17 protein-coding genes are annotated in these 21867 nt (G+C 61.7%); 1 reads left to right on the top strand and 16 read right to left on the bottom strand.

Features of this window, described 5'->3' with window-relative positions; translation table 11 throughout:
* Nucleotides 1-464: 464 nt before the first annotated feature.
* From PCOSP_RS19080 to PCOSP_RS19015, 14 genes are all read right to left on the bottom strand, one after another.
* Nucleotides 465-1283: a DeoR/GlpR family DNA-binding transcription regulator gene (locus PCOSP_RS19080; protein ID WP_464709299.1), complete on the bottom strand. Its 819-nt coding sequence runs from the start codon at nt 1281-1283 to the stop codon at nt 465-467.
* Between the two features lie 173 nt (nt 1284-1456).
* Nucleotides 1457-2920 (bottom strand): NADH-quinone oxidoreductase subunit NuoN, encoded by a 1464-nt coding sequence (gene nuoN / locus PCOSP_RS19075; RefSeq protein ID WP_024779325.1) that lies wholly within the window; start codon nt 2918-2920, stop codon nt 1457-1459.
* Nucleotides 2921-2927: 7 nt separating this feature from the next.
* Nucleotides 2928-4460, bottom strand: a complete 1533-nt coding sequence (gene nuoM, locus PCOSP_RS19070) for an NADH-quinone oxidoreductase subunit M (protein WP_024779324.1) — start codon at nt 4458-4460, stop codon at nt 2928-2930.
* A gap of 39 nt (nt 4461-4499) precedes the next feature.
* A complete protein-coding gene (nuoL, locus tag PCOSP_RS19065; RefSeq protein ID WP_139643828.1) occupies nt 4500-6353 on the bottom strand; it encodes an NADH-quinone oxidoreductase subunit L in 1854 nt (617 codons plus the stop codon).
* Nucleotides 6350-6658: an NADH-quinone oxidoreductase subunit NuoK gene (gene nuoK / locus PCOSP_RS19060; protein ID WP_017131317.1), complete on the bottom strand. Its 309-nt coding sequence runs from the start codon at nt 6656-6658 to the stop codon at nt 6350-6352. The genes nuoL and nuoK overlap by 4 nt, the downstream gene beginning before the upstream one ends.
* 4 nt (nt 6659-6662) lie before the next feature.
* A complete protein-coding gene (gene nuoJ, locus PCOSP_RS19055) occupies nt 6663-7163 on the bottom strand; it encodes an NADH-quinone oxidoreductase subunit J (protein ID WP_024779321.1) in 501 nt (166 codons plus the stop codon).
* A gap of 9 nt (nt 7164-7172) precedes the next feature.
* Nucleotides 7173-7721, bottom strand: a complete 549-nt coding sequence (gene nuoI / locus PCOSP_RS19050) for an NADH-quinone oxidoreductase subunit NuoI (protein WP_024779320.1) — start codon at nt 7719-7721, stop codon at nt 7173-7175.
* Nucleotides 7722-7732: 11 nt separating this feature from the next.
* Entirely contained in the window at nt 7733-8740 is a 1008-nt protein-coding gene (gene nuoH / locus PCOSP_RS19045; protein WP_139643823.1) for an NADH-quinone oxidoreductase subunit NuoH, read from the bottom strand.
* Nucleotides 8737-11451: an NADH-quinone oxidoreductase subunit NuoG gene (nuoG, locus tag PCOSP_RS19040; protein ID WP_139643821.1), complete on the bottom strand. Its 2715-nt coding sequence runs from the start codon at nt 11449-11451 to the stop codon at nt 8737-8739. Before nuoG ends, nuoH begins: the two co-directional genes overlap by 4 nt.
* Nucleotides 11452-11588: 137 nt before the next feature.
* Nucleotides 11589-12947: an NADH-quinone oxidoreductase subunit NuoF gene (nuoF, locus tag PCOSP_RS19035; RefSeq protein WP_024779317.1), complete on the bottom strand. Its 1359-nt coding sequence runs from the start codon at nt 12945-12947 to the stop codon at nt 11589-11591.
* Entirely contained in the window at nt 12944-13441 is a 498-nt protein-coding gene (nuoE, locus tag PCOSP_RS19030) for an NADH-quinone oxidoreductase subunit NuoE (RefSeq protein WP_024779316.1), read from the bottom strand. Before nuoE ends, nuoF begins: the two co-directional genes overlap by 4 nt.
* A 2-nt stretch (nt 13442-13443) precedes the next feature.
* Entirely contained in the window at nt 13444-15228 is a 1785-nt protein-coding gene (gene nuoC, locus PCOSP_RS19025; protein WP_030141321.1) for an NADH-quinone oxidoreductase subunit C/D, read from the bottom strand.
* A 73-nt stretch (nt 15229-15301) separates the two neighbouring features.
* Nucleotides 15302-15976 carry a NuoB/complex I 20 kDa subunit family protein gene (locus PCOSP_RS19020; protein WP_024779314.1) on the bottom strand — a complete coding sequence of 225 codons (675 nt, stop codon included), beginning with the start codon at nt 15974-15976 and terminating at the stop codon, nt 15302-15304.
* A gap of 10 nt (nt 15977-15986) precedes the next feature.
* A complete protein-coding gene (locus PCOSP_RS19015; protein ID WP_024779313.1) occupies nt 15987-16400 on the bottom strand; it encodes an NADH-quinone oxidoreductase subunit A in 414 nt (137 codons plus the stop codon).
* A 701-nt stretch (nt 16401-17101) separates the two neighbouring features.
* Here PCOSP_RS19015 and PCOSP_RS19010 point away from each other — a divergent pair.
* Nucleotides 17102-19024, top strand: coding sequence for a methyl-accepting chemotaxis protein (locus tag PCOSP_RS19010; RefSeq protein ID WP_464709297.1), 1923 nt, complete (start codon nt 17102-17104; stop codon nt 19022-19024).
* Between the two features lie 95 nt (nt 19025-19119).
* Here the strand turns inward: PCOSP_RS19010 and aceA are convergent, their stop codons facing one another.
* Together aceA and PCOSP_RS19000 are read right to left on the bottom strand one after the other, a co-directional pair.
* On the bottom strand, nt 19120-20445 hold the full coding sequence (aceA, locus tag PCOSP_RS19005) for an isocitrate lyase (RefSeq protein ID WP_041021072.1): 1326 nt from the start codon (nt 20443-20445) through the stop codon (nt 19120-19122).
* A gap of 492 nt (nt 20446-20937) precedes the next feature.
* On the bottom strand, nt 20938-21699 hold the full coding sequence (locus PCOSP_RS19000; RefSeq protein WP_041021071.1) for a secretin N-terminal domain-containing protein: 762 nt from the start codon (nt 21697-21699) through the stop codon (nt 20938-20940).
* Nucleotides 21700-21867: the final 168 nt, after the last annotated feature.

The raw sequence follows: 21867 nt of genomic DNA, 5'->3' as shown, positions 1-21867 counted from the left end.
ATCAATACCCCTGTGGGAGCGGGCTTGCTCGCGAAAGCGGTGGGTCAGCTTGCATCGATGTTATTTGTGCCGCCGCCATCGCGGGCAAGCCCGGCTCCCACACTGATTTCGGCTGTTCGCCAGATTCCCGTTCGCCATCAATCCCCTGTGGGAGCGAGCCTGCTCGCGATGGCGGTGGGTCAGCTTGCATCGATGTTATTTGTGCCGCCGTCATCGCGGGCAAGCCCAGCTCCCACAGAGATTTCGGCTGTTCGCCAGATTCCCGTTCGCCATCAATCCCCTGTGGGAGCGGGCTTGCTCGCGAAAGCGGTGGGTCAGCTTGCATCAATCTATTTGTGCCACCGCCATCGCGGGCAAGCCCGGCTCCCACACTGATTTCGGCTGTTCGCCAGATTCCCGTTCGCCATCAATCCCCTGTGGGAGCGAGCCTGCTCGCGATAGCGATGGACCGGCTTGCGACGATGTCAGGCAGGCTGCCCATCCGGCAGCAGCAACTCGACGCCTTGCTTGCGGATGCCATCTGCCGCTGCCGGTGCCAGGGCGTTGTCGCTGATGATGAAGTCGAACTGCTCCAGCCCGGCGATGCGGTACATGCTGAAGGTGCCATACTTGGAACTGCTGGCCACCAGTACCACTTGCGAGGCCGACTGCATCGCCACCTGCTTGACCTCCACTTTCAAGGCCGACGGCGTGGTGATGCCCCGTTGCAGGTCCCACGAACTGGTGGACATGAAGGCAATGTCCGTCACCACCTGACGCAAGGTCGCCACCGCCAGCCCGCCGACGCAAGAGTGGTTGGAATGATCCAACTGCCCGCCGGTATGAATCACCGTCACCTGCGGCGCTTCCATCAGCGCCTGGACCACGCCGAAATCGTTGGTCACCACCGTCATTCCCGACAACGCCTTGATGTAGGGCACGATCTCCAGCGTGCTGGTGCCGGCATCCAGGTACACCGTCATGTCATCCTTCAACAGCCTGGCCGCCAGTTTGGCCATGGCCTGCTTCTGCGGCAGCTCCACCACGGCCTTGGACTGGTGGCTCGGCTCGCTGTGCAGCTGGCTGGCGATACGCACCCCACCCGTCACCGAATAAGCCCGGCCTTCCTGTTCCAGCAGGGCAATGTCGCGACGCACGGTCATGTGCGAGCAATCGAACATCTCCATCAACTGATGGACGCTCAGCACCTGATGCTTGCGCAACTGACGCAGGATCTGTTCCCGGCGCTGCTCGGGAATCATCGGTGCGGGGCTGTCGTTGGCCATGTCCTTGGAGGTGGGCATTGGTGTGGGCTCGGTAACTGAGAGGGCAGGGGAGCGGACATAGTAACGAATCTGCGGGAGGCGGACGAGGAACAAAGCCGAGTAAGCTACCTCGCCACGATTGTCTTTCCACAGCCATAAAAAAACCCGCATCTCGCGATACGGGTTTTTTCACTGCGACGGGGTTCAGGCAATCAGCCTGTCAGGCCCGCCTGCTGGACCAGGGTCAGCAACGGCTGTGGGTACACACCGAGGAAGAACGCCAGGATGGCGATGGCCAGCAGCATCACGCCGCCCGCTTTCTGTTCCCAGTGCAACTCGGCGTCGTGGCGACGCAGGTTGGGTTCCATCAGGTACAGGGTGACCATGACACGCAGGTAGTAGAACACGCCGATGGCACTGCCCAGCACCAGGGAGCCGACCAGCCACCATTGGTGAGCCTCGACGCCGGTGGCGACGATGTAGAACTTGCCGATGAAGCCGGCGGTCAGTGGGATGCCGGCCAGGGACAGCATCATCACGGTCAGCACGGCGGTCAGGTACGGACGGCGCCAGAACAGGCCGCGGTATTCGTACAGGGCGTCGGCGTCACGGCCGTTGTAAGGCGAGGACATCAGGGTGATCACGCCGAAGGCGCCGAGGCTGGTGATCACGTAGGTGACCAGGTACACGCCGATGGCTTCCACCGCCAGGCCTTTGCTGGCGATCAGGGCGATCAGCAGGTAACCGAAGTGGGCGATGGACGAGTAACCCAGCAGACGCTTGAGGTTGCTCTGGGTCAGTGCCAGCAGGTTACCGAACAGGATCGACACGATGGCGATGATGGTCAGCACGTTGCTCAGGACGCCACTGCTGGCCACTGGCGAGATCTGGAACAGACGCACCATCACCGCGAACACCGCCACTTTTGAGGCCGTGGCCAGGAACGCCGCCACCGGCGCCGGGGCGCCCTCGTAGACGTCCGGGGTCCAGAGGTGGAACGGTACCAGCGACAGCTTGAACGCCAGGCCGATCAGCATCATGCCCAGGCCCAGTTGCGCGATCGGGCTAGGCAGGCCGGTGGCCGCCAGGGCCTGGCCGATACCGACGAAGCTCAGGGTACCGGCTTCCGCGTAGAGTAGCGCCATGCCGAACAACAGGAACGCCGAACCGGCCGCCGACAGCACCATGTACTTGATGCCGGCTTCCAGGGAGCGCTTGTTGAAGAAGGCGTAGGCCACCAGGCCGTAGACCGGCACCGACAGCAGTTCCAGGCCGATGAACAGGCTGGCCAGGTGCTGCGCGCTGACCAGGACCAGGCCACCGGCGGCGGCCATCAGGATCAGCAGGTACAGTTCTTCACGGTTGCCCGGGTAACCCGAACCGCCATCGCCGAGGTAGGCGTGGGCGAGGGTGACACAGGCCAGGGTGGCGACCAGGATCAACGCCATGTACAGGCAGGCGAAGCTGTCGATCTGCAGCAACGGCGTGACCGCCAGTGGCGCGACTTTCAGGGCCGGCAGGATCGACAGCAAGGCCAGGTTCAGCCCCGCCACCGACAGCAGGAAGGTCTGTGAGTGATTGCGCCGCCAGGCGATCGCCAGCATCACCACGATGATCGTGGCGCTGGTGATCAGCAGCGGTGCAAGCGCGATAAAGTGTTGAATCGTGAATTCCATAGCGCTCTTACCGGGCCGAAGCGAGTTGAGAGAAGGCGGTGCCGAGCCACTGCTGCACGCCATGCATGGTGGCGGCAGACGTGTCGAGGAACGGCTGCGGGTAGACGCCGAGGTAGACCAGCAGCATCGCCAGGCCCAGCACCATGATCAGTTCGCGACCGTCCATGCCGCGCAGCACTTCGTCCGACTTCGACGGGCCGAAGTAGGCGCGGTGGATCATGATCAGCGAATAGACCGAACCGAACACCAGGCCGGAGGTGGCGATGGCGATGATCCACGGCGCGCTGACGAAGGTACCGATCAGGATCAGGAACTCGCCGACGAAGTTGCCGGTTCCCGGCAGGCCCAGGGAGGCGGCCGCGAAGAACAGGCTGATGGCCGGCAGGTAGGCGATGCGCGACCACAGGCCACCCATCTCACGCATGTCCCGGGTGTGCAGGCGCTCGTACAACTGACCGCTGAGGATAAACAGTGCCGCCGCCGACAGACCGTGGGCGAGCATCTGGATCACCGCGCCTTGCAGGGCGAGCTGGCTGCCGGAGTAGATCCCGATCAGCACGAAGCCCATGTGCGAGACGCTGGAGAAGGCGATCAGGCGCTTGATGTCGGTCTGGGCGAACGCCAGGAACGCACCGTAGAAGATCCCGATCAGGCCCAGGGTCATCGCAATCGGCGCGAACTCGGCCGAGGCGTTGGGGAACAGCGGCAGGGCGAAACGCAGCAGGCCGTAGGCCGCTGTCTTCAGCAAGATACCGGCCAGGTCCACGGAACCTGCGGTCGGCGCCTGGGCGTGGGCATCCGGCAGCCAGGAGTGGAACGGCACCACCGGCAGCTTCACCGCGAAAGCGATGAAGAAGCCCAGCATCAGCACGTACTCGGTGCTGCGCGACATCTGCACTTTCAACAGGTCGGCGTAGTTGAAGGTAATCACGCCGGTGTTGTTGAAGTTGACCAGCACCAGGCCAAGGATCGCCACCAACATGATCAGGCCGGACGCCTGGGTGAAGATGAAGAACTTGGTCGCCGCGTAGATCCGGGTCTTCTTGCCGTCCGAAGAACTGTGACCCCAGAGCGCGATGAGGAAGTACATCGGCACCAGCATCATTTCCCAGAAGAAGAAGAACATGAACAGGTCCAGCGCCAGGAACACGCCGACGACACCGCCCAGGATCCACATCAGGTTCAAGTGGAAGAAGCCGACGTGACGCTGGATCTCTTTCCAGGAGCAGAGTACCGAGAGGATACCCAGCAGGCCGGTCAGCAGGATCATCAGCAGCGACAGGCCATCAAGGGCCAGGTGCACGCTGATGCCGAAGCGTTCGATCCAGAGGTGCTTGAATTCAAGCGCCCAGGTCGGGTTGGCACCAGGGGCCGGGGCGAATGAATAGTCACCGGTCGCCCACAGCCAGAGGCCGAGCGCGAGTTCCAGGGACATGGTCAGCAGCGCAATCCAGCGCGGGAGCGTGGAGCTGGAGCGCTCCGCGATCCAGCACAGCAGGCCGCCGATGAAGGGGATCAGGATTAGCCAGGGCAGAATCATGACGGGCTCGTTTCCTTTCGCAAGTTCGCAAGGTTCATATCAGACCGCTACCAGCACGATGGCGCCGATAACCAGCACGGCGCCAGCCGCCATGGAAGCCGCATACCAACGCAGTTGACCGGTCTCGGTACGGCTCAGGGCAGTGTGGCCGCCCTTGGCCATGCGCGGGATCAGGCCAATGGTCTGGTCGAGCGGGTCTTTGCGCAGAATGTGGCTGATCGCAAGGTATGGCTTGACGAACAGTTTGTCGTAGATCCAGTCGAAGCCCCAGGCAGCGAACCACCAGGCCGAAAGGACACGGCCGAGGCCGCTGTTGGCGATGGCCGTGACGAAGCGACGCTTGCCCAGGAACAGCAGGGCGGACAGCAGGATACCCGCCAGGGCGATGGCGCCGGAGGCGATTTCCAGGCTGTGCTTGGCTTCGCCGCCGGCATGGCCGACGCTCTCCGGCAGTACACCGTGCAGCGGCGGGGTGATCATGGCGCCGACGAAGGTCGACAGCACGATCAGCACCGACAGCGGCAGCCAATGGGCAATCCCGTGGCCGGCGTGGGCTTCGGTCTTGGCTTCACCATGGAACGCGATGAAGATCAGGCGGAAGGTGTACAGCGAGGTCATGAACGCACCCACCAGGCCGGCATAGAGCAAGCCCTGGTTACCGCTGGCGAACGCTTCCCAGAGGATCTCGTCCTTGGAGTAGAAGCCGGCGGTCACCAGTGGCAGGGCCGCCAGGGCCGCGCCGCCGACGATGAAGCTGGCGTAGGCCAACGGCAGTTTCTTCCACAGGCCGCCCATCTTGAAGATGTTCTGCTCGTGGTGGCAGGCAACGATCACCGCACCGGAAGCAAGGAACAGCAGGGCCTTGAAGAAGGCGTGGGTCATCAGGTGGAAGATCGCGCCTTCCCAGGCACCGACGCCCAGGGCCAGGAACATGTAGCCGATCTGGCTCATGGTGGAGTAGGCGAGGATCCGCTTGATGTCGGTCTGTACCAGGGCGGCAAAGCCGGCCAGTACGAGGGTCACGCCACCGACGATGCCCACCAGGTGGAGGATGTCCGGCGCCAGGGCGAACAGGCCATGGGTACGGGCGATCAGGTAGACGCCCGCGGTCACCATGGTGGCAGCGTGGATCAGGGCCGATACCGGCGTAGGGCCGGCCATCGCGTCCGCCAACCAGGTCTGCAGCGGCAGTTGCGCGGATTTACCGACGGCGCCGCCCAGCAGCATCAGGGTCGCCAGGACGATCCAGAAGTCGCCGACCTTGAAGTGCTCGGGCGCCTTGACCAGCAGTTCCTGGATGTTCAGCGTGCCCAGTTGCTGGAACAGGATGAACAGGCCGATGGCCATGAACACGTCGCCGATGCGGGTGACGATGAACGCCTTGAGTGCCGCGTTGCCGTTGTTGCGGTTGCTGTAGTAGAAACCGATCAACAGGTACGAGCACAGGCCCACGCCTTCCCAGCCGAAGTACAGGAACAACAGGTTATCGCCAAGCACCAGGAACAGCATGCTGGCGATGAACAGGTTGGTGTAGGCGAAGAAGCGCGAGTAACCGGCTTCACCGCGCATGTACCAGGACGCGAACAGGTGGATCAGGAAACCCACGCCGACCACGACGCCCAGCATGGTGACCGACAGGCCGTCGATGTACAGGGCGAAGTTCGGCGTGAAGCCTTCCACCGCCATCCATTGCCACAGCACCAGGGTGTAGTGACCACCTTCGGGCGGTGCGACGTTGAATTGCCAGATCACGTAGGCGGCGACAATCGCCGACAGGCCGATGGAGCCGACGCCGATCAGGGCCGAAAGATTTTCCGAGAGACGTCCACGGGAGAACGCCAGCAGCAGGAAACCAATCAGGGGAAATACGAAAGTCAGAAAGATCATGTTCATCCGCGCATCTCACTGGCAGCGTCGATATCGAGCGTGTGGAAGCGGCGATACAGCTGCAACAGGATCGCCAGGCCGATACTGGCCTCGGCGGCTGCCAGGCTGATCACCAGGATGAACATGATCTGTCCATCGGGCTGCGCCCAGCGAGCGCCCGCGACGATGAAGGCCAGGGCGGCGGCATTCATCATGACCTCCAGGCTCATCAGCACGAACAGAATGTTGCGGCGGACCATCAGGCCGACCAGACCGAGACAGAACAGGATGCCGGCAACCGCCAGACCGTGTTCGAGAGGGATAGCAGGCATGTGATTACTCCTTCGCCTCGTTACGGCCCAAATGGAACGCCGTGACGGCTGCGGCAAGCAGCAGCATCGAGGCGAGTTCGACCACCAGCAGGTACGGACCGAACAGGCTGATGCCCACGGTCTTGGCACCTACGGTGGTGTGGCCGATGGCCTGGCCGCTCTGGTGAGCGAACAGCACATACAGCAGTTCACCCAGCAGCAGGGCGGCGAGAATCACCGGCCCCGCCCAGATACCGGGCTTGAGCCAGTTACGCTCCTGCTGGACCGAGGCCGGGCCGAGGTTCAGCATCATCACCACGAACACGAACAGCACCATGATGGCGCCGGCGTAGGCGATCACTTCCAGGGCCCCGGCGAACGGCGCGCCGAGAGCGAAGAAGGTCATGGCCACGGCGATGAGCGAAATGATCAGGTAGAGCAGGGCATGTATGGGGTTGGTGTTGGTGACCACACGAAGCGTGGACACCACCGCGATACCCGATGCGAAATAGAAAGCGAATTCCATCTTTCTTCCTTAAGGCAGCAAGCTCTTCACGTTGATCGGTTCGGCTTCGTTCTGCGCGGCGCCTTTCGGCTTACCGGCAATGGCCATACCTGCAACACGATAGAAGTTGTAATCAGGGTTTTTACCGGGACCGGAAATCAGCAGATCTTCTTTCTCGTACACCAGGTCCTGACGTTTGAAATCCGCCATTTCGAAATCCGGCGTGAGCTGGATCGCGGTGGTCGGGCATGCTTCCTCGCAGAGGCCGCAGAAAATGCAGCGCGAGAAGTTGATGCGGAAGAAGTCCGGGTACCAGCGACCGTCTTCGGTTTCAGCTTTCTGCAACGAGATGCAGCCTACCGGGCAGGCCACGGCGCACAGGTTGCACGCTACGCAGCGCTCTTCGCCGTCGGGGTCGCGGGTCAGGACGATGCGGCCGCGGTAACGCGGTGCCAGGTAGACCGGCTCTTCCGGGTATTGCAGGGTGTCGCGCTTGCGAAAGCCATGGCCGAAGATCATGACCAGGCTTCGCAGTTGGGTACCGGTACCCTTAACGATGTCGCCAATATATTTGAACATGGGTCAAATCCTCACTGAACCGCGGCCGCAGGCGTGTTCATCAACACGATCGCAGCGGTCACCAGCAAATTGATCAGGGTCAGCGGCAGGCAGAATTTCCAGCTGAAGTCCATCACCTGGTCGTAGCGTGGGCGCGGGATCGAGGCGCGCAGCAAAACGAACAGCATGATGAAGAACGCGGTCTTCAGGGCGAACCACACGAAGGACAGTTGCGGCAGGATGTCGAACGGACCGTGCCAGCCGCCGAAGAACAACGTCACCAGCAGTGCCGAGATCAGGACGATACCGATGTACTCGCCCACGAAGAACATGCCCCATTTCATGCCGGCATATTCAATGTGGTAACCGTCGGCCAGTTCCTGTTCCGCTTCCGGCTGGTCGAACGGGTGACGGTGAGTCACCGCCACGCCAGCGACGAAGAACGTACAGAAGCCGAAGAACTGCGGAATGATGAACCACAGGTGCTGGGCCTGGTACTCGACGATGTCGCGCATGTTGAACGAACCGGCCTGGACCACCACGCCCATCAGCGCCAGACCCATGAACACTTCATAGGACACGGTCTGGGCCGAAGCCCGCAGGCTGCCCAGCAGGGCGAACTTGTTGTTGCTCGACCAGCCGGCGAACAGCACCGCGTACACCGACAGGCCGGCCATGGCGAAGAAGAACAGCAGGCCGATGTTCAGGTCCGCCACGCCCCAGGTCGGGGTGATCGGGATGATCGCGAAGGCGATCAGCAAGGCGCTCATGGCCACCACCGGTGCCAGGGTGAAGATCACCTTGTCGGCAAACGGAGGCGTCCAGTCTTCCTTGAAGAACATCTTGATCATGTCGGCGGCGATCTGGAACATGCCGTACGGGCCGACGCGGTTCGGACCGTAGCGGTCCTGCCACCAGCCCAGCAGGCGACGTTCGACAAAGCTCAGCAGCGCGCCTGTGACCACCACGGCCAGCAGGATCACGATGGCCTTGAGGACCGTCAGGATCACAGCGATCACTTCAGGGGTGAACCAGCTCATTGCGCTGCCTCCTGCAGACCGTCGACGGTTTTACCGAACACCGCCGGCGGGATTCCCGCCAGGCCAGCCGGCAGGGCCACCAGGCCGGCGCCCAGTTCTTCATTGATGCGCAGCGGCAGACGCAGGGTCTGGCCGGCCACGTTCAGGCTCAGCAGGGCGCCATCGTTGACACCCAGGCGGTCGGCTTCGGACTTGGCCAGCGCCACGTAGGCGGCCGGGATGCGTTCCTGAACCGGCGCGGCCTTGGAAGAGTTCTCTTCGCTGCCGAACAGGTGATGGAACGGCACGACCTGCCAGGTGCCCGGTGCCGGGTTGAAGGCGCGCGGTACGCTGGCGAACCAGCTCAGGCCATCGCCCTGGCTTTCGATCAGGCGGGTGCCTGGATCACCGGCACGCAGGTGACCACCGACTTCGTCCTGGAACTTGTTCCAGGCCTGCGGCGAGTTCCAGCCCGGCGACCAGGCGAACGGCACTTGCGAGCGCGGTTCGGCGGAGCCCGAGTAACCTTCCATGGAGAAGGCGAACGCGGTGTCCTGGTCCTGCGGGGTGCGTGGTTCGTGAACGTTGATGTTCGCGCGCATGGCGGTACGGCCGGAGTAACGCAGCGGTTCACGGGCCAGTTTCAGGCCCTTGATGCGGAACGAGGCGGACGGCGCGGCGTCGACGATGCCGGCCAGTTGCGCGGTGCTCGAGGCACAGGCAGCGGTGACGTGGTCGAGTTGCGTCCAGTCGATCGGCTGGTTCAGCAGGGTGGCGCGCAGGGCGTGCAGCCAGCGCCAGCCTTCGTGGACCAGGATGCTGGCGTCCAGGTATTGCGGGTCGAAGACCTGGAAGAAGCGCTGGGCGCGGCCTTCCTGGCTGACCAGCGTACCGTCGCCTTCGGCGAAGCTCGCCGCCGGCAGCACCAGGTGGGCGCGGTCGGTGGTGGCGGTCTTCTGGTGGTCGGCGACGATCACCACTTTCGCGGCGTTCAGCGCGGCGTCCACACGGGCTTTGTCGGTGCGGGTGTACAGGTCGTTCTCCAGCACCACGATGGCGTCGGCGCTGCCGTCGATCACTGCTTGCAGGGCTGCATCCACCGATTCGCCACCGAGCATGGCCAGGCCGAGGCTGTTGGCTTCCGGCACAACCAGGCTGATGGAACCGTTCTTCTCGCGCAGTTTCAGGGCCTTGGCGATGTTGGCGGCGGCCTCGATCAGGGCCTTGGAGCCCAGAGAGGTACCGGCGATCACCAGCGGACGCTTGGCCGCCAGCAGGGCGTCGGCGATGCGCTGGACCAGGGCGGTCGCTTCGCTGTCCAGGCCTTCGACGGCCGGGGCGCTGGCGTCCAGGGCGTGGGCCACGGCAAAGCCGATGCGCGCCAGGTCGTCAGGGGCGGCGTGAACGCATTCCTCGGCGACGTCGTCGAGCTTGGTTTCAGCCAGGCTGGCGATGAACAGCGGGTTCAGCTCATGCTGGCCGATGTTCTTCACGGCAGCGTCGAGCCACGGCTGGACGCGCATGGCGTCGGCCATGTCTTCGGCCTTGCCCTTGACCGACTGGCGCAGGGCCAGGGCCATGCGTGCGGCGGTCTGGGTGAGGTCTTCGCCGAGGACGAACACGGCATCGTGGTCTTCGATGTCACGCATCGTCGGCACGGGCAGCGGGCTGTCCTTGAGCACTTGCAGCACCAGGCGGATGCGCTCCAGCTCAGCGGCTTCGATACCGCTGTAGAAGTGCTCGGCGCCGACCAGTTCACGCAGTGCGTAGTTGCTTTCCAGGCTGGCCCGTGGCGAACCGATACCGACAATGTTGCGGCCGCGCAGCAGTTCGGCGGCCTTGTCCAGGGCTGCGTCCAGGCTCAGCTTGGTACCGTCGGCCAGCAGCGGCTGGCGTGGACGGTCCGTGCGGTTGACGTAGCCGTAGCCGAAGCGGCCGCGGTCGCACAGGAAATACTGGTTCACCGAACCGTTGTAGCGGTTCTCGATGCGACGCAGTTCGCCGTAGCGCTCGCCCGGGCTGATGTTGCAACCGCTGGAGCAGCCGTGGCAGATGCTTGGCGAGAACTGCATGTCCCACTTGCGGTTGTAGCGCTCGGAGTGGGTCTTGTCGGTGAACACACCGGTCGGGCAGACCTCGGTGAGGTTGCCGGAGAATTCGCTTTCCAGGGTGCCGTCTTCAACGCGACCGAAGTACACGTTGTCGTGGGCGCCGAACACGCCCAGGTCGGTGCCGCCGGCGTAGTCCTTGTAGTAGCGCACGCAGCGGTAGCAGGCGATGCAGCGGTTCATCTCGTGGGAGATGAACGGGCCCAGTTGCTGGTTCTGGTGGGTGCGTTTCTTGAAGCGATAACGGCGCTCGTTGTGGCCGGTCATCACGGTCATGTCTTGCAGGTGGCAGTGACCGCCTTCCTCGCAGACCGGGCAGTCGTGCGGGTGATTGGTCATCAGCCATTCGACGACACTGGCGCGGAACGCCTTGGATTCTTCATCGTCGATGGAGATCCAGGTGTTGTCGGTGGCGGGGGTCATGCAGGACATGACGATCCGACCACGGGTGTCGTTCTCGTCGGTGTACTGCTTGACCGCGCACTGGCGGCAGGCCCCGACGCTACCAAGCGCGGGATGCCAGCAGAAATATGGGATGTCGAGGCCTAGCGACAGACATGCCTGTAACAGGTTGTCTGCCCCGTCGACTTCGAGCGCTTTGCCGTCTACGTGGATAGTGGCCATGGTTCAAAGTTCTTCGTTGGCCCGGTGTCAGCGGGCGTGGCTAATGGAATCTTGTCGTTCGTCCGAATCCAAACAGCCTGCAAAGGCGTCATCGGACGAAAGGCGAAGGGCACGGACCCTTCGCCTTCTTAAGCGTGTTACGCGCCGACCATGGTCGGCGTGACCACCTGATTGAGATCGCCTGCGCGGGTAGGCGCGATGCCGGCCTCGAATTCAGAGCGGAAGTATTTGATCGCGCTGCCCAACGGCTCCACGGCACCCGGTGCGTGAGCACAGAAGGTCTTGCCTGGGCCGAGGAAACCCACCAGACCCAGCAGGGTCTCGATGTCGCCGGGCTGGCCTTCGCCGTTCTCAATGGCCATCAGCAGCTTGACGCTCCAGGGCAGGCCATCGCGGCAAGGGGTGCAGAAGCCGCAGGACTCACGGGAGAAAAACTGCTCCATGTTGCGCAGCAGCGAAACCATGTTGACGCTGTCGTCCACCGCCATGGCCAGGCCGGTACCCATCCGGGTGCCCACCTTGGCGATGCCGCCGGCATACATTTGTGCGTCCAGGTGTTCCGGCAACAGGAAACCGGTACCGGCACCGCCGGGCTGCCAGCACTTGAGCTTGTAGCCGTCGCGCATGCCGCCGGCGTAATCCTCGAACAGCTCGCGGCCGGTGACGCCGAAGGGCAGTTCCCACAGGCCGGGGTTCTTGACCTTGCCGGAGAAGCCCATGAGCTTGGTGCCCATGTCTTCGCTGCCGTCGCGGGCCAGGGATTTGTACCAGTCCACGCCGTCGGCGATGATCGCCGGCACGTTGCACAGGGTCTCGACGTTGTTCACGCAGGTCGGCTTGCCCCACACGCCCACGGCGGCAGGGAAGGGCGGTTTGGAACGCGGGTTGGCGCGGCGGCCTTCCAGGGAGTTGATCAGTGCGGTTTCTTCACCGCAGATGTAACGCCCGGCACCGGTGTGGACGAACAGCTCGAAATCGAAGCCGCTGCCCAGGATGTTCTTGCCCAGGAGGCCCGCAGCCTTGGCTTCTTCCACGGCACGGTTCAGGTGCTTGGCGGCGGTGGTGTATTCGCCGCGCAGGAAGATGTAGCCACGGTAGGTTTTCAGCGCACGGGCGCTGATCAGCATGCCTTCGATCAGCAGATGGGGCAGTTGCTCCATCAGCATGCGGTCCTTCCAGGTATTGGGTTCCATTTCATCCGCGTTGCAGAGCAGGTAGCGGATGTCGATGGATTCGTCCTTGGGCATCAGGCCCCACTTCACGCCGGTGGGGAAGCCCGCACCGCCGCGACCCTTGAGGCCGGAGTCCTTCACGGTCTGGACGATGTCGTCCTGGGCCATGTCGGCGAACGCCTTGCGCGCGGCGGCGTAGCCGTTCTTGGCCTGGTACTCGTCCAGCCACACGGCTTCGCCGTCGTCACGCAGGCGCCAGGTCAGGGGATGGGTTTCGGCCGAGCGCTTGATGCGGTTGGCGGGCCCGAAGGAAGTCAGGGTCATACGTAGCCCTCCAGCAATTTGGCGACGCCAGCGGGTGCAACGTCACCGAAGGTGTCGTCGTCGATCATCAGCGCCGGGGCCTTGTCGCAATTGCCCAGGCAGCACACCGGCAGCAGCGTGAAGCGGCCGTCGGCGGTGGTCTGGCCGAGGCCGATGCCCAGCTTGCTCTGGATTTCGCTGACCACGGATTCGTGGCCACCGATGTAGCAGACCATGCTGTCGCAGACGCGAATGATGTGGCGGCCTACGGGCTGGCGGAAGATCTGGCTGTAGAAGGTGGCGACGCCTTCGACGTCGCTCGCCGGAATGCCGAGGATCTCGCCGATGGCGTAGAGCGCGCCGTCAGGCACCCAGCCACGTTCCTTCTGGACGATCTTCAGGGCTTCGATCGACGCCGCGCGCGGGTCTTCGTAGTGATGCAGCTCGTGCTCGATGGCCGAGCGCTCGGTTTCGCTCAGGGCGAAACGGTCTGTCTGGATAAGCGTGCTGTTCATGCTTAGCGGTCCACGTCGGCCATAACGAAATCGATACTACCCAGGTACGCGATCAAGTCCGCGACCATGCTGCCTTTGATCACCGAAGGGATCTGCTGCAGGTGCGGGTAGCTTGGGGTGCGGATCCGGGTACGGTAGCTCATGGTGCCGCCGTCGCTCGTCAGGTAATAACTGTTGATGCCCTTGGTCGCTTCGATCATCTGGAAGGACTCGTTGGCCGGCATGACCGGGCCCCACGAAACCTGCAGGAAGTGCGTGATCAGGGTCTCGATGTGCTGCAGCGTGCGCTCCTTGGGCGGCGGCGTGGTCAGCGGGTGATCCGCCTTGTACGGGCCTTCCGGCATGTTGCGCATGCATTGCTCGATGATCTTGACGCTCTGGCGCATTTCCTCGACGCGAACCATGCAGCGGTCATAGGCATCGCCGTTGGCCGCCAGCGGTACTTCGAATTCGAAGTTCTCGTAGCCGGAGTAGGGGCGTGCCTTGCGCAGGTCGAAGTCGCAACCGGTGGAACGCAGGCCTGCACCGGTGACGCCCCATTCCAGGGCTTCCTTGGTGTTGTAGGCGGCGACACCGATGGTACGGCCCTTGAGGATGCTGTTCTGCAAGGCGGCCTTGGTGTATTCGTCCAGGCGCTTGGGCATCCACTCGACGAAGTCCTTGACCAGCTTTTCCCAGCCACGTGGCAGATCGTGGGCAACGCCACCGATGCGGTACCAGGCCGGGTGCAGGCGGAAACCGGTAATGGCTTCGATCACCGTGTACGCCTTCTGGCGGTCGGTGAAGGTGAAGAACACCGGCGTCATGGCGCCCACGTCCTGGATGTAGGTGCCCAGGAACAGCAGGTGGCTGGTGATACGGAAGAACTCGGCCATCATGATGCGGATGACGTCGACCCGGTCCGGCACTTTGATCCCGGCCAGTTTCTCGACCGAAAGCACGTACGGCAGGTTGTTCATCACGCCGCCGAGGTAGTCGATGCGGTCGGTGTACGGAATGTAGCTGTGCCAGGATTGGCGCTCGGCCATTTTCTCGGCGCCACGGTGGTGGTAGCCGATGTCCGGGACGCAGTCGACGATCTCTTCGCCGTCCAGTTGCAGGATGATGCGGAACGCACCGTGGGCCGAAGGGTGGTTCGGGCCCAGGTTGAGGAACATGTAGTCCTCGTTGGCGCCCGAACGCTTCATGCCCCAGTCTTCAGGCTTGAAGCGCGCGGCTTCTTCCTCGAGCTGCTGCTTGGCCAGGGACAGGCTGAACGGGTCGAACTCGGTGGCACGGGCCGGGAAGTCCTTGCGTAGCGGGTGACCTTCCCAGGTCGGCGGCATCATGATGCGCGACAAGTGCGGGTGGCCGGGGAAATCGATCCCGTACATGTCCCACACTTCACGTTCGTACCAGTTGGCGTTCGGCCAGATGCCGGTCACGGTCGGTACGCTGAGGTCGCTCTCGGACAAGGCGACCTTGATCATTACGTCACTATTACGCTCGATCGACATCAGGTGATAGAACACGGTGAAGTCGACGCCGTCGGGCAGGCCCTGGCGCTTGGTGCGCAGGCGCTCGTCCACGCCGTGCAGGTCATAGAGCATGACGTACGGCTTGGGCAGGTTGCGCAGGAAGGTCAGGACTTCGACGAGTTTGGCGCGGGCAACCCAAAGCACCGGCATGCCGGTGCGGGTCGGCTGGGCGGTGAACGCCTCGGGGCCAAAACGGTTGTTCAGTTCGACGACCACATCCTGGTCGTCTGCCTTGTAGGGCGGGATGTACAGAGCACTGCCTGTAGTCATGGTTATTTATCGCTTTCGGTCAACGTAAAGAATGAAGCCAGGTTCGTGTTTCTTGTTCAGGAACAGAGCTGGATCAGACTTCGTCGGGGCTGCGCAGGTTGGTGACTGCGATACGCTGTTCGCGGCGCTGTTCCTTTTGCGACGGCATCTCGGCGCGATAGACGCCTTGATCGCCAACGACCCAGGACAGTGGGCGACGCTCCTGGCCAATCGATTCCTGCAACAGCATCAGGCCTTGCAGGAAAGCTTCGGGGCGGGGCGGGCAGCCAGGCACGTAGACGTCCACGGGCAGGAACTTGTCCACCCCTTGAACGACGGAATAGATGTCGTACATGCCACCGGAGTTGGCGCACGAACCCATGGAGATGACCCACTTCGGTTCGAGCATTTGCTCATAGAGACGCTGGATGATCGGCGCCATCTTGATGAAGCAGGTACCGGCGATAACCATGAAATCCGCCTGACGCGGCGATGCCCGGATCACCTCGGCGCCAAAGCGCGCGATGTCGTGGGGCGCCGTGAAGGCGGTGGTCATTTCCACGTAGCAGCACGAAAGGCCGAAGTTGTACGGCCACAGGGAGTTCTTGCGACCCCAGTTGACCGTGCTGTTCAGCACGTCTTCGAGCTTGCCCATGAAGATGTTTTTGTGGACTTGATCTTCTAACGGATCGGAGACGGTTTCCCGTTCGCCAATCGGATACTGCTCGTTAGGAGCATCGGGGTCGATCCTGGTGAGATTGTATTGCATTGCCAAAGCCTCATTGTTTCAGCTTCGCTTGCCGCTTGCGCCGAGCTTCCGGAGCCCAATCAAGTGCCCCCACCCGGAATAGGTAGACAAGACCTGCCAACAGAATTGCTATGAAAACGAGAGCTTCGACAAATCCGGTCCAGCCGCTTTCGCGGACGGACACAGACCAGGCAAAGAGAAAGAGGGCTTCGATATCGAAGATCACGAAGAGCATCGCGACCAGATAGAATTTGGCTGAGAGCCGCAAGCGGGCGCCACCGGTAGGCAGCATGCCGGACTCGAACGGTTCGTTTTTGCTGCGGCCCCAGGCTTTTGACCCGAGCAGGCTCGACAGCCCGAGCATGAAGGCACACAGGCCGACGACACCCAGAAGGAAAATGGCAAAGCCCCAGTTGTGGGCCATGAGTCCTGTCGCTTCGGGCATGCTGGAAATCCTTAACAGAGGGCAAAGGCCTCTGAGCTTGAAAGAAATAACGCAGTGACGATATGTCGCAGCAATCAATCGCGGTGATTTTATGGCTAAACACCGGGCAAGTAAAATTCCTATAGCGAAATTATTTATTGGAATAAGGACATAGCGCACCTCCAAGGCTGCGCAGCCCAGGCCCAGCGGGCATTGGCCGATAAATCATCGACTTTATTTCGTTTGCGCTGTAACAATGATAATGCCTTTCAAATGATAATTATTATTGTTTGCCCGGGCTTTTCATCAATAACCCGGTGCAGTAGCTGAGAACTTTTCTTACAGGGTGGCTACTGCAATTGTCAGCGCCGGCCGTTTTACTCTTTTTCAGACTGCCTGTTACTGCGTTCGATCAATTTTTCTATGGGCGCGTCGAAGGGAAGGGCTCGGTAAGGGTTGGATCTGCATGATGGCCGCTCCCGTGGAAGCCAGGCTTGTTCGCGCTGTCAGCAACGCGGTCCCGGGGCATTGGGGCATCTAGCAAAAGATCTTTGCCAGCAAAAATCGGCACGAGGCCTGGTCTAGAGCCTTGAAGGATTGATGGCAAATAGCTATCTTTGCGATTCACTCATCTAATCATCTATATCAATGCTGGTTAGACAATCGCTCCCTTCATAGCTGCGTCAGCTTCATCGTTCGCGGCTGATTACCAAAGGAATGTCATGAATTCTTGGCTCGCGAATATTAGCGTCATGCTCAAGTTGGCTTTGGGCTTTGCCGTTGTGCTGCTTCTGACCGCTGTCCTTGCCGCGACCGGCTGGTTCAGCCTGGGAAAAATGATCGAGCGCACTGATCGAATGACCAGCATTACCGAACTCGGCAACCGTCTTGATCTCCTGCGCAGGGCTCGCTTGCAATACCAGCTGGACAAGGGCGATGAACAAAAGGGGGCGTTGATCCAGGCGGCGCTGGAGCAGTTTGTCGCCAAGCAGAAAAGCCTTGCAAGCGAGTTGAAGAAAGCTGAAAACCTGAAAAAACTTGCGCTGATCGAGCAGGCCAGCACGCAGTATCAAGTGGCACTGAATGCGATGCGCGAGGCTTATCGCAATGACGCAGCCATGCGCAAGGAGATGGGGGTCAATGCGGTCAAGGGGGCCGCGCTGATTGCCAAGGTCATCAATGATGTAGAAGCAATGCCTGCTTCGGATGAGCGACGGTTCGAGTTGTACAGGATCATCCTCAAGGCCAAGGAGGACGTGGCCTTGGTGCGCTATGAGGTGCGTGGCTACACGGGCAACCCCAACAGCACCACCGAACAAGCCGCCAGCCGCCAGATCGAAAATGCGCTCAAGGGCATTGAAACCCTCAATGGCGCTTTCGGCCCGGCCTATGCCGACACCATCAAGCAGCTGGAAACCGCACTGATTGCCTACCGCCGTTCGGTGCAGAATTTCACCGCCAGCAACCAGGCCATTGTGAAGGCTGTGCAGGACACCATCGATTTGGGCGAGACGATTACCCGTCTGTCTGAAGAAATGTATGCCAGCCAACTGGTCTCCCGTGACGAAGACAGCGCCCAGGCCCGCATCCTGCAACTGAGCTGTACGGCCTTGGCGATGCTGCTGGGGATTCTTGCGGCCATGATCATCACTCGCCAGATTACGCGGCCGTTGCAGGACACCTTGGCTGTGGTCGATCGCATTGCAGCAGGTGATCTCACGCAAGACATGGTCGTGACCCGTAGTGATGAACTGGGTGTCTTGCAGCAAGGCATCCAGCGCATGGGCACCACGTTGCGCGACCTGATCGGTGGTATCCGCGATGGCGTCACTCAGATCGCCAGCGCCGCCGAAGAGTTATCGGCCGTCACCGAGCAGACCAGTGCCGGGGTCAATAGTCAGAAGACCGAGACCGACCAGGTGGCTACCGCCATGCACGAAATGTCCGCCACCGTGCATGAAGTCGCGCGTAATGCAGAGCAGGCTTGCACGGTCGCCTCAGAGGCCGATGCACAGGCCCGTATTGGCGACCAGGTCGTCGCGCAGGCCATCGTTCAGATCGAGCGCTTGGCCAGCGAAGTCGGGCGCTCCGTCGATGCCATGGATGACTTGGAGCAAGAAAGCGCGCGCATCGGCAAGATCATGGACGTGATCAAGGCGGTGGCTGAGCAGACCAACTTACTGGCCCTTAACGCCGCCATTGAGGCTGCTCGCGCGGGTGACGCCGGGCGCGGTTTTGCGGTGGTCGCTGACGAAGTACGTGGGCTGGCCCAGCGTACCCAGCATTCCACCGAAGAGATTGAAAGCCTGGTGGCGGGCTTGCAGAGCGGCACGCGCCAGGTATCGAGCATTATGCGAAATAGCCGCGAACTGACCGACAGTAGCGTGGAATTGGCCGGCAAGGCTGGCATCTCCCTCGGCAACATCACCCAGGCGGTTTCAGGCATCCAGGCCATGAACCAGCAGATTGCCGCTGCTGCGGTGCAACAAAGCTCGGTGGCCGAGGACATCAGTCGCAGTATCCTGAGCGTGCGCGATGTATCCGAACAGACCGCCTCGGCCAGCGAAGAAACCGCCGCTTCCAGCATCGAGCTGGCGCGCCTGGGTAACCAGTTGCAGCAACTAGTCAGTCACTTCAAGGTGTAAAAACGGCGAAAAAAAAGCCCCGAACCAGTCGGGGCTTCAGATCGTCGGCTTTGCGGTTAGCTTTTATTCGGTCCGCAAGGGCCGTTACCCATCGATCAGTGGAACTGCTCTTCTTCGGTGGAGCCGGTCAGTGCGGTCACCGACGAAGTGCCGCCCTGGATCACGGTGGTCATGTCGTCGAAGTAGCCGGTGCCCACTTCCTGTTGGTGAGCCACGAAGGTGTAGCCTTTCGCGGCGTCGGCGAATTCCTGCTCCTGCAGCTTCACGTAGGCGGTCATGTCGTTGCGGGCGTAGTCGTGCGCCAGGTTGAACATGCTGTGCCACATGTTGTGAATGCCGGCCAGGGTGATGAACTGGTGCTTGTAGCCCATGGCGGACAGTTCGCGCTGGAACTTGGCGATGGTCGCGTCGTCCAGGTTTTTCTTCCAGTTGAAGGAAGGCGAGCAGTTGTACGACAGGATCTGGTCCGGGTATTCCTTCTTGATCGCTTCAGCGAAGCGGCGGGCCTCATCCAGGTCTGGCTTGGCGGTTTCGCACCAGATCAGGTCGGCGTATGGGGCGTAGGCCAGGCCGCGGGCGATGGCCTGGTCAAGGCCGGCGCGAACCTTGTAGAAACCTTCCTGGGTGCGGGTGCCGGTCACGAATGGCTGGTCGTACGGATCGCAGTCGGAAGTCAGCAGGTCGGCGGCGTTGGCGTCGGTACGGGCCAGGATGATGGTCGGTACGCCGGCAACGTCGGCGGCCAGGCGGGCAGCGGTCAGCTTCTGCACGGCTTCCTGGGTCGGTACCAGTACCTTGCCGCCCATGTGGCCGCATTTCTTCACCGACGCCAGCTGGTCTTCGAAGTGAACGCCGGCGGCGCCTGCCTCGATCATGCTCTTCATCAGCTCGTAGGCGTTCAGGACGCCGCCGAAACCGGCTTCGGCGTCAGCCACGATCGGCGCGAAGTAGTCGATGTAGCCTTCGTCGCCCGGGTTCTTGCCGGCTTTCCACTGGATCTGGTCGGCGCGACGGAACGAGTTGTTGATGCGCTTGACCACGGTCGGAACCGAATCCACCGGGTACAAGGATTGGTCAGGGTACATCGACTCGGCGGAGTTGTTGTCCGCTGCCACTTGCCAGCCCGACAGGTAGATCGCCTGGATGCCGGCCTTGACTTGCTGTACGGCCTGGCCGCCGGTCAGGGCGCCCATGCAGTTGACGAAATCTTTCTCGGGACGGAAGGATGGCTTGGCGCCCTGGGTCACCAGGTTCCACAGCTTTTCGGCGCCCATTTTCGCAAAGGTGTGCTCAGGTTGAACCGAGCCACGCAGGCGGACGACGTCAGCAGCGGAATAATTGCGCTTCACGCCTTTCCAGCGTGGGTTCTCAGCCCAGTCTTTTTCAAGGGCTGCAATTTGCTGTTCGCGTGTCAGTGCCATGGAAATAAACCTCGTCGCATCGTCGGGTGTGGAAGATTCCTGCTCCTGCCGATCCGCCAGTCGTTGGCGAAGAAGGCTGCTCGCTGGCCAGGGGGCCGGGCATACAAGTCGGTTCAGGCGGGGAGGCGACGGGATGAACGATGGGCTCGAGGGGAAAGTGAGCAGGTAGAGGCGGACTGCGGGCGCATTCGGGCGTCGTGGGCCCTTGTACGAACTCAGAGTGATGCCGGGTTACCTAGTTACGCTTCCGTCCCTCGGGACAACTTCGTTCCAGTCGCAACCTCGTCAAACACACCTTGTGGGCGGTACAGACACGAATCGGCTTGCGGGGTAGTTGCAAGCGGCGACCCGAAGGCCCTTGCCAGGGCCCCTGATTAGCGGGAGCGAGGCCATCATGCCTTCGGTTTTTTGGCTCGTCAAACGTTTTGTAGTGCTTTTTTTGTGGCACTACATCTTTGGTCTAATACGACTCATCAGTCAGTTTTTGGTGCTTCAGTTCAGGGTGTCGACTTTGACCCGCAGAATCATGTCGTCGCGGCCTTGTGTCGAGTAGCTGCGGGTAAGGCCCTGTTTATCGGCTTGGGTCTGACGATTCACGCCCGCCAGGGTGATCCATTCACCCAGCCGTCCGCTGACAGTTGTGTCGGTACTCTGAACGTTCACTACATCGGGACGTTCCTGGCTCATGCGGTCACGGTTGGTACTGATGCTCAGATGAACGGTCTCGCCGGTGACGCTCGCCGTGACATAGAAACCCTGGGTGACGTTGCGGTATTCGGTCTGGCTTTGCATGCGACCGTAGCTGTCGGTCTGGTTGCTGGTGAACGGTACGCTCTGGCCGACTTGGATCAGCGCCGGTTGACCTTCGCTGGCTTGTACCTGTTGCACGCCACCGTCACGGCTGGCCGTGCTGCGGTTGATGATGCGGGTCTGGCTGGGTGCCGCGCCGTTGATGGAGTACCCCTGGTCGCCTTGCAGGTTGTTTTCGTTGGTGTCGACCGTGATCAGCAGGCGCTTGGGGGCGGTGTCCAGTTGCGCGAGGAATTGCCGGAGTTCCTCGATCTTGCCGGGCTCGGCATTGACGATCAGTTGATTGCCATAGGCGCTGACCTGGCCATCTTTGCCGATGAAGTTCTGCGCCACCGGGAGCAGGTCGGCGCTGGTGCGGTAATTCAGCGGTACGATTTGCGTATCGGCCATGACCGACAGGCTGCAGCCGAGCAGCAGGGTGGCCAGGAGGGTGCGTAGCGACATTCCATTTCTCCGCGGGACAAAGGCTTGATATTGCCAGTTTGTCGGCCCAGGGTGGGGCAAGTTGAATGATAGACGGCAAAACGCCCCGGCATCGGTGGATGGCGGGGCGTTTCTTACGCTTCAGGGCCTCTTCGCGAGCAGGCTCGCTCCCACATCGAGGTCGAGTGT

This window comes from Pseudomonas sp. MAFF 730105 (assembly GCF_055380705.1).
This window is presented reverse-complemented; position numbering and strand designations above follow the sequence as displayed.

Bases quoted from the DNA above. Each gene is read 5' to 3' on its own strand.
- PCOSP_RS19080 (WP_464709299.1), bottom strand. From the start codon at position 1,283: ATGCCCACCTCCAAGGACATGGCCAACGACAGCCCCGCACCGATGATT.
- nuoN (WP_024779325.1), bottom strand. From the start codon at position 2,920: ATGGAATTCACGATTCAACACTTTATCGCGCTTGCACCGCTGCTGATC.
- nuoM (WP_024779324.1), bottom strand. From the start codon at position 4,460: ATGATTCTGCCCTGGCTAATCCTGATCCCCTTCATCGGCGGCCTGCTG.
- nuoL (WP_139643828.1), bottom strand. From the start codon at position 6,353: ATGAACATGATCTTTCTGACTTTCGTATTTCCCCTGATTGGTTTCCTG.
- nuoK (WP_017131317.1), bottom strand. From the start codon at position 6,658: ATGCCTGCTATCCCTCTCGAACACGGTCTGGCGGTTGCCGGCATCCTG.
- nuoJ (WP_024779321.1), bottom strand. From the start codon at position 7,163: ATGGAATTCGCTTTCTATTTCGCATCGGGTATCGCGGTGGTGTCCACG.
- nuoI (WP_024779320.1), bottom strand. From the start codon at position 7,721: ATGTTCAAATATATTGGCGACATCGTTAAGGGTACCGGTACCCAACTG.
- nuoH (WP_139643823.1), bottom strand. From the start codon at position 8,740: ATGAGCTGGTTCACCCCTGAAGTGATCGCTGTGATCCTGACGGTCCTC.
- nuoG (WP_139643821.1), bottom strand. From the start codon at position 11,451: ATGGCCACTATCCACGTAGACGGCAAAGCGCTCGAAGTCGACGGGGCA.
- nuoF (WP_024779317.1), bottom strand. From the start codon at position 12,947: ATGACCCTGACTTCCTTCGGGCCCGCCAACCGCATCAAGCGCTCGGCC.
- nuoE (WP_024779316.1), bottom strand. From the start codon at position 13,441: ATGAACAGCACGCTTATCCAGACAGACCGTTTCGCCCTGAGCGAAACC.
- nuoC (WP_030141321.1), bottom strand. From the start codon at position 15,228: ATGACTACAGGCAGTGCTCTGTACATCCCGCCCTACAAGGCAGACGAC.
- PCOSP_RS19020 (WP_024779314.1), bottom strand. From the start codon at position 15,976: ATGCAATACAATCTCACCAGGATCGACCCCGATGCTCCTAACGAGCAG.
- PCOSP_RS19015 (WP_024779313.1), bottom strand. From the start codon at position 16,400: ATGCCCGAAGCGACAGGACTCATGGCCCACAACTGGGGCTTTGCCATT.
- PCOSP_RS19010 (WP_464709297.1), top strand. From the start codon at position 17,102: ATGAATTCTTGGCTCGCGAATATTAGCGTCATGCTCAAGTTGGCTTTG.
- aceA (WP_041021072.1), bottom strand. From the start codon at position 20,445: ATGGCACTGACACGCGAACAGCAAATTGCAGCCCTTGAAAAAGACTGG.
- PCOSP_RS19000 (WP_041021071.1), bottom strand. From the start codon at position 21,699: ATGTCGCTACGCACCCTCCTGGCCACCCTGCTGCTCGGCTGCAGCCTG.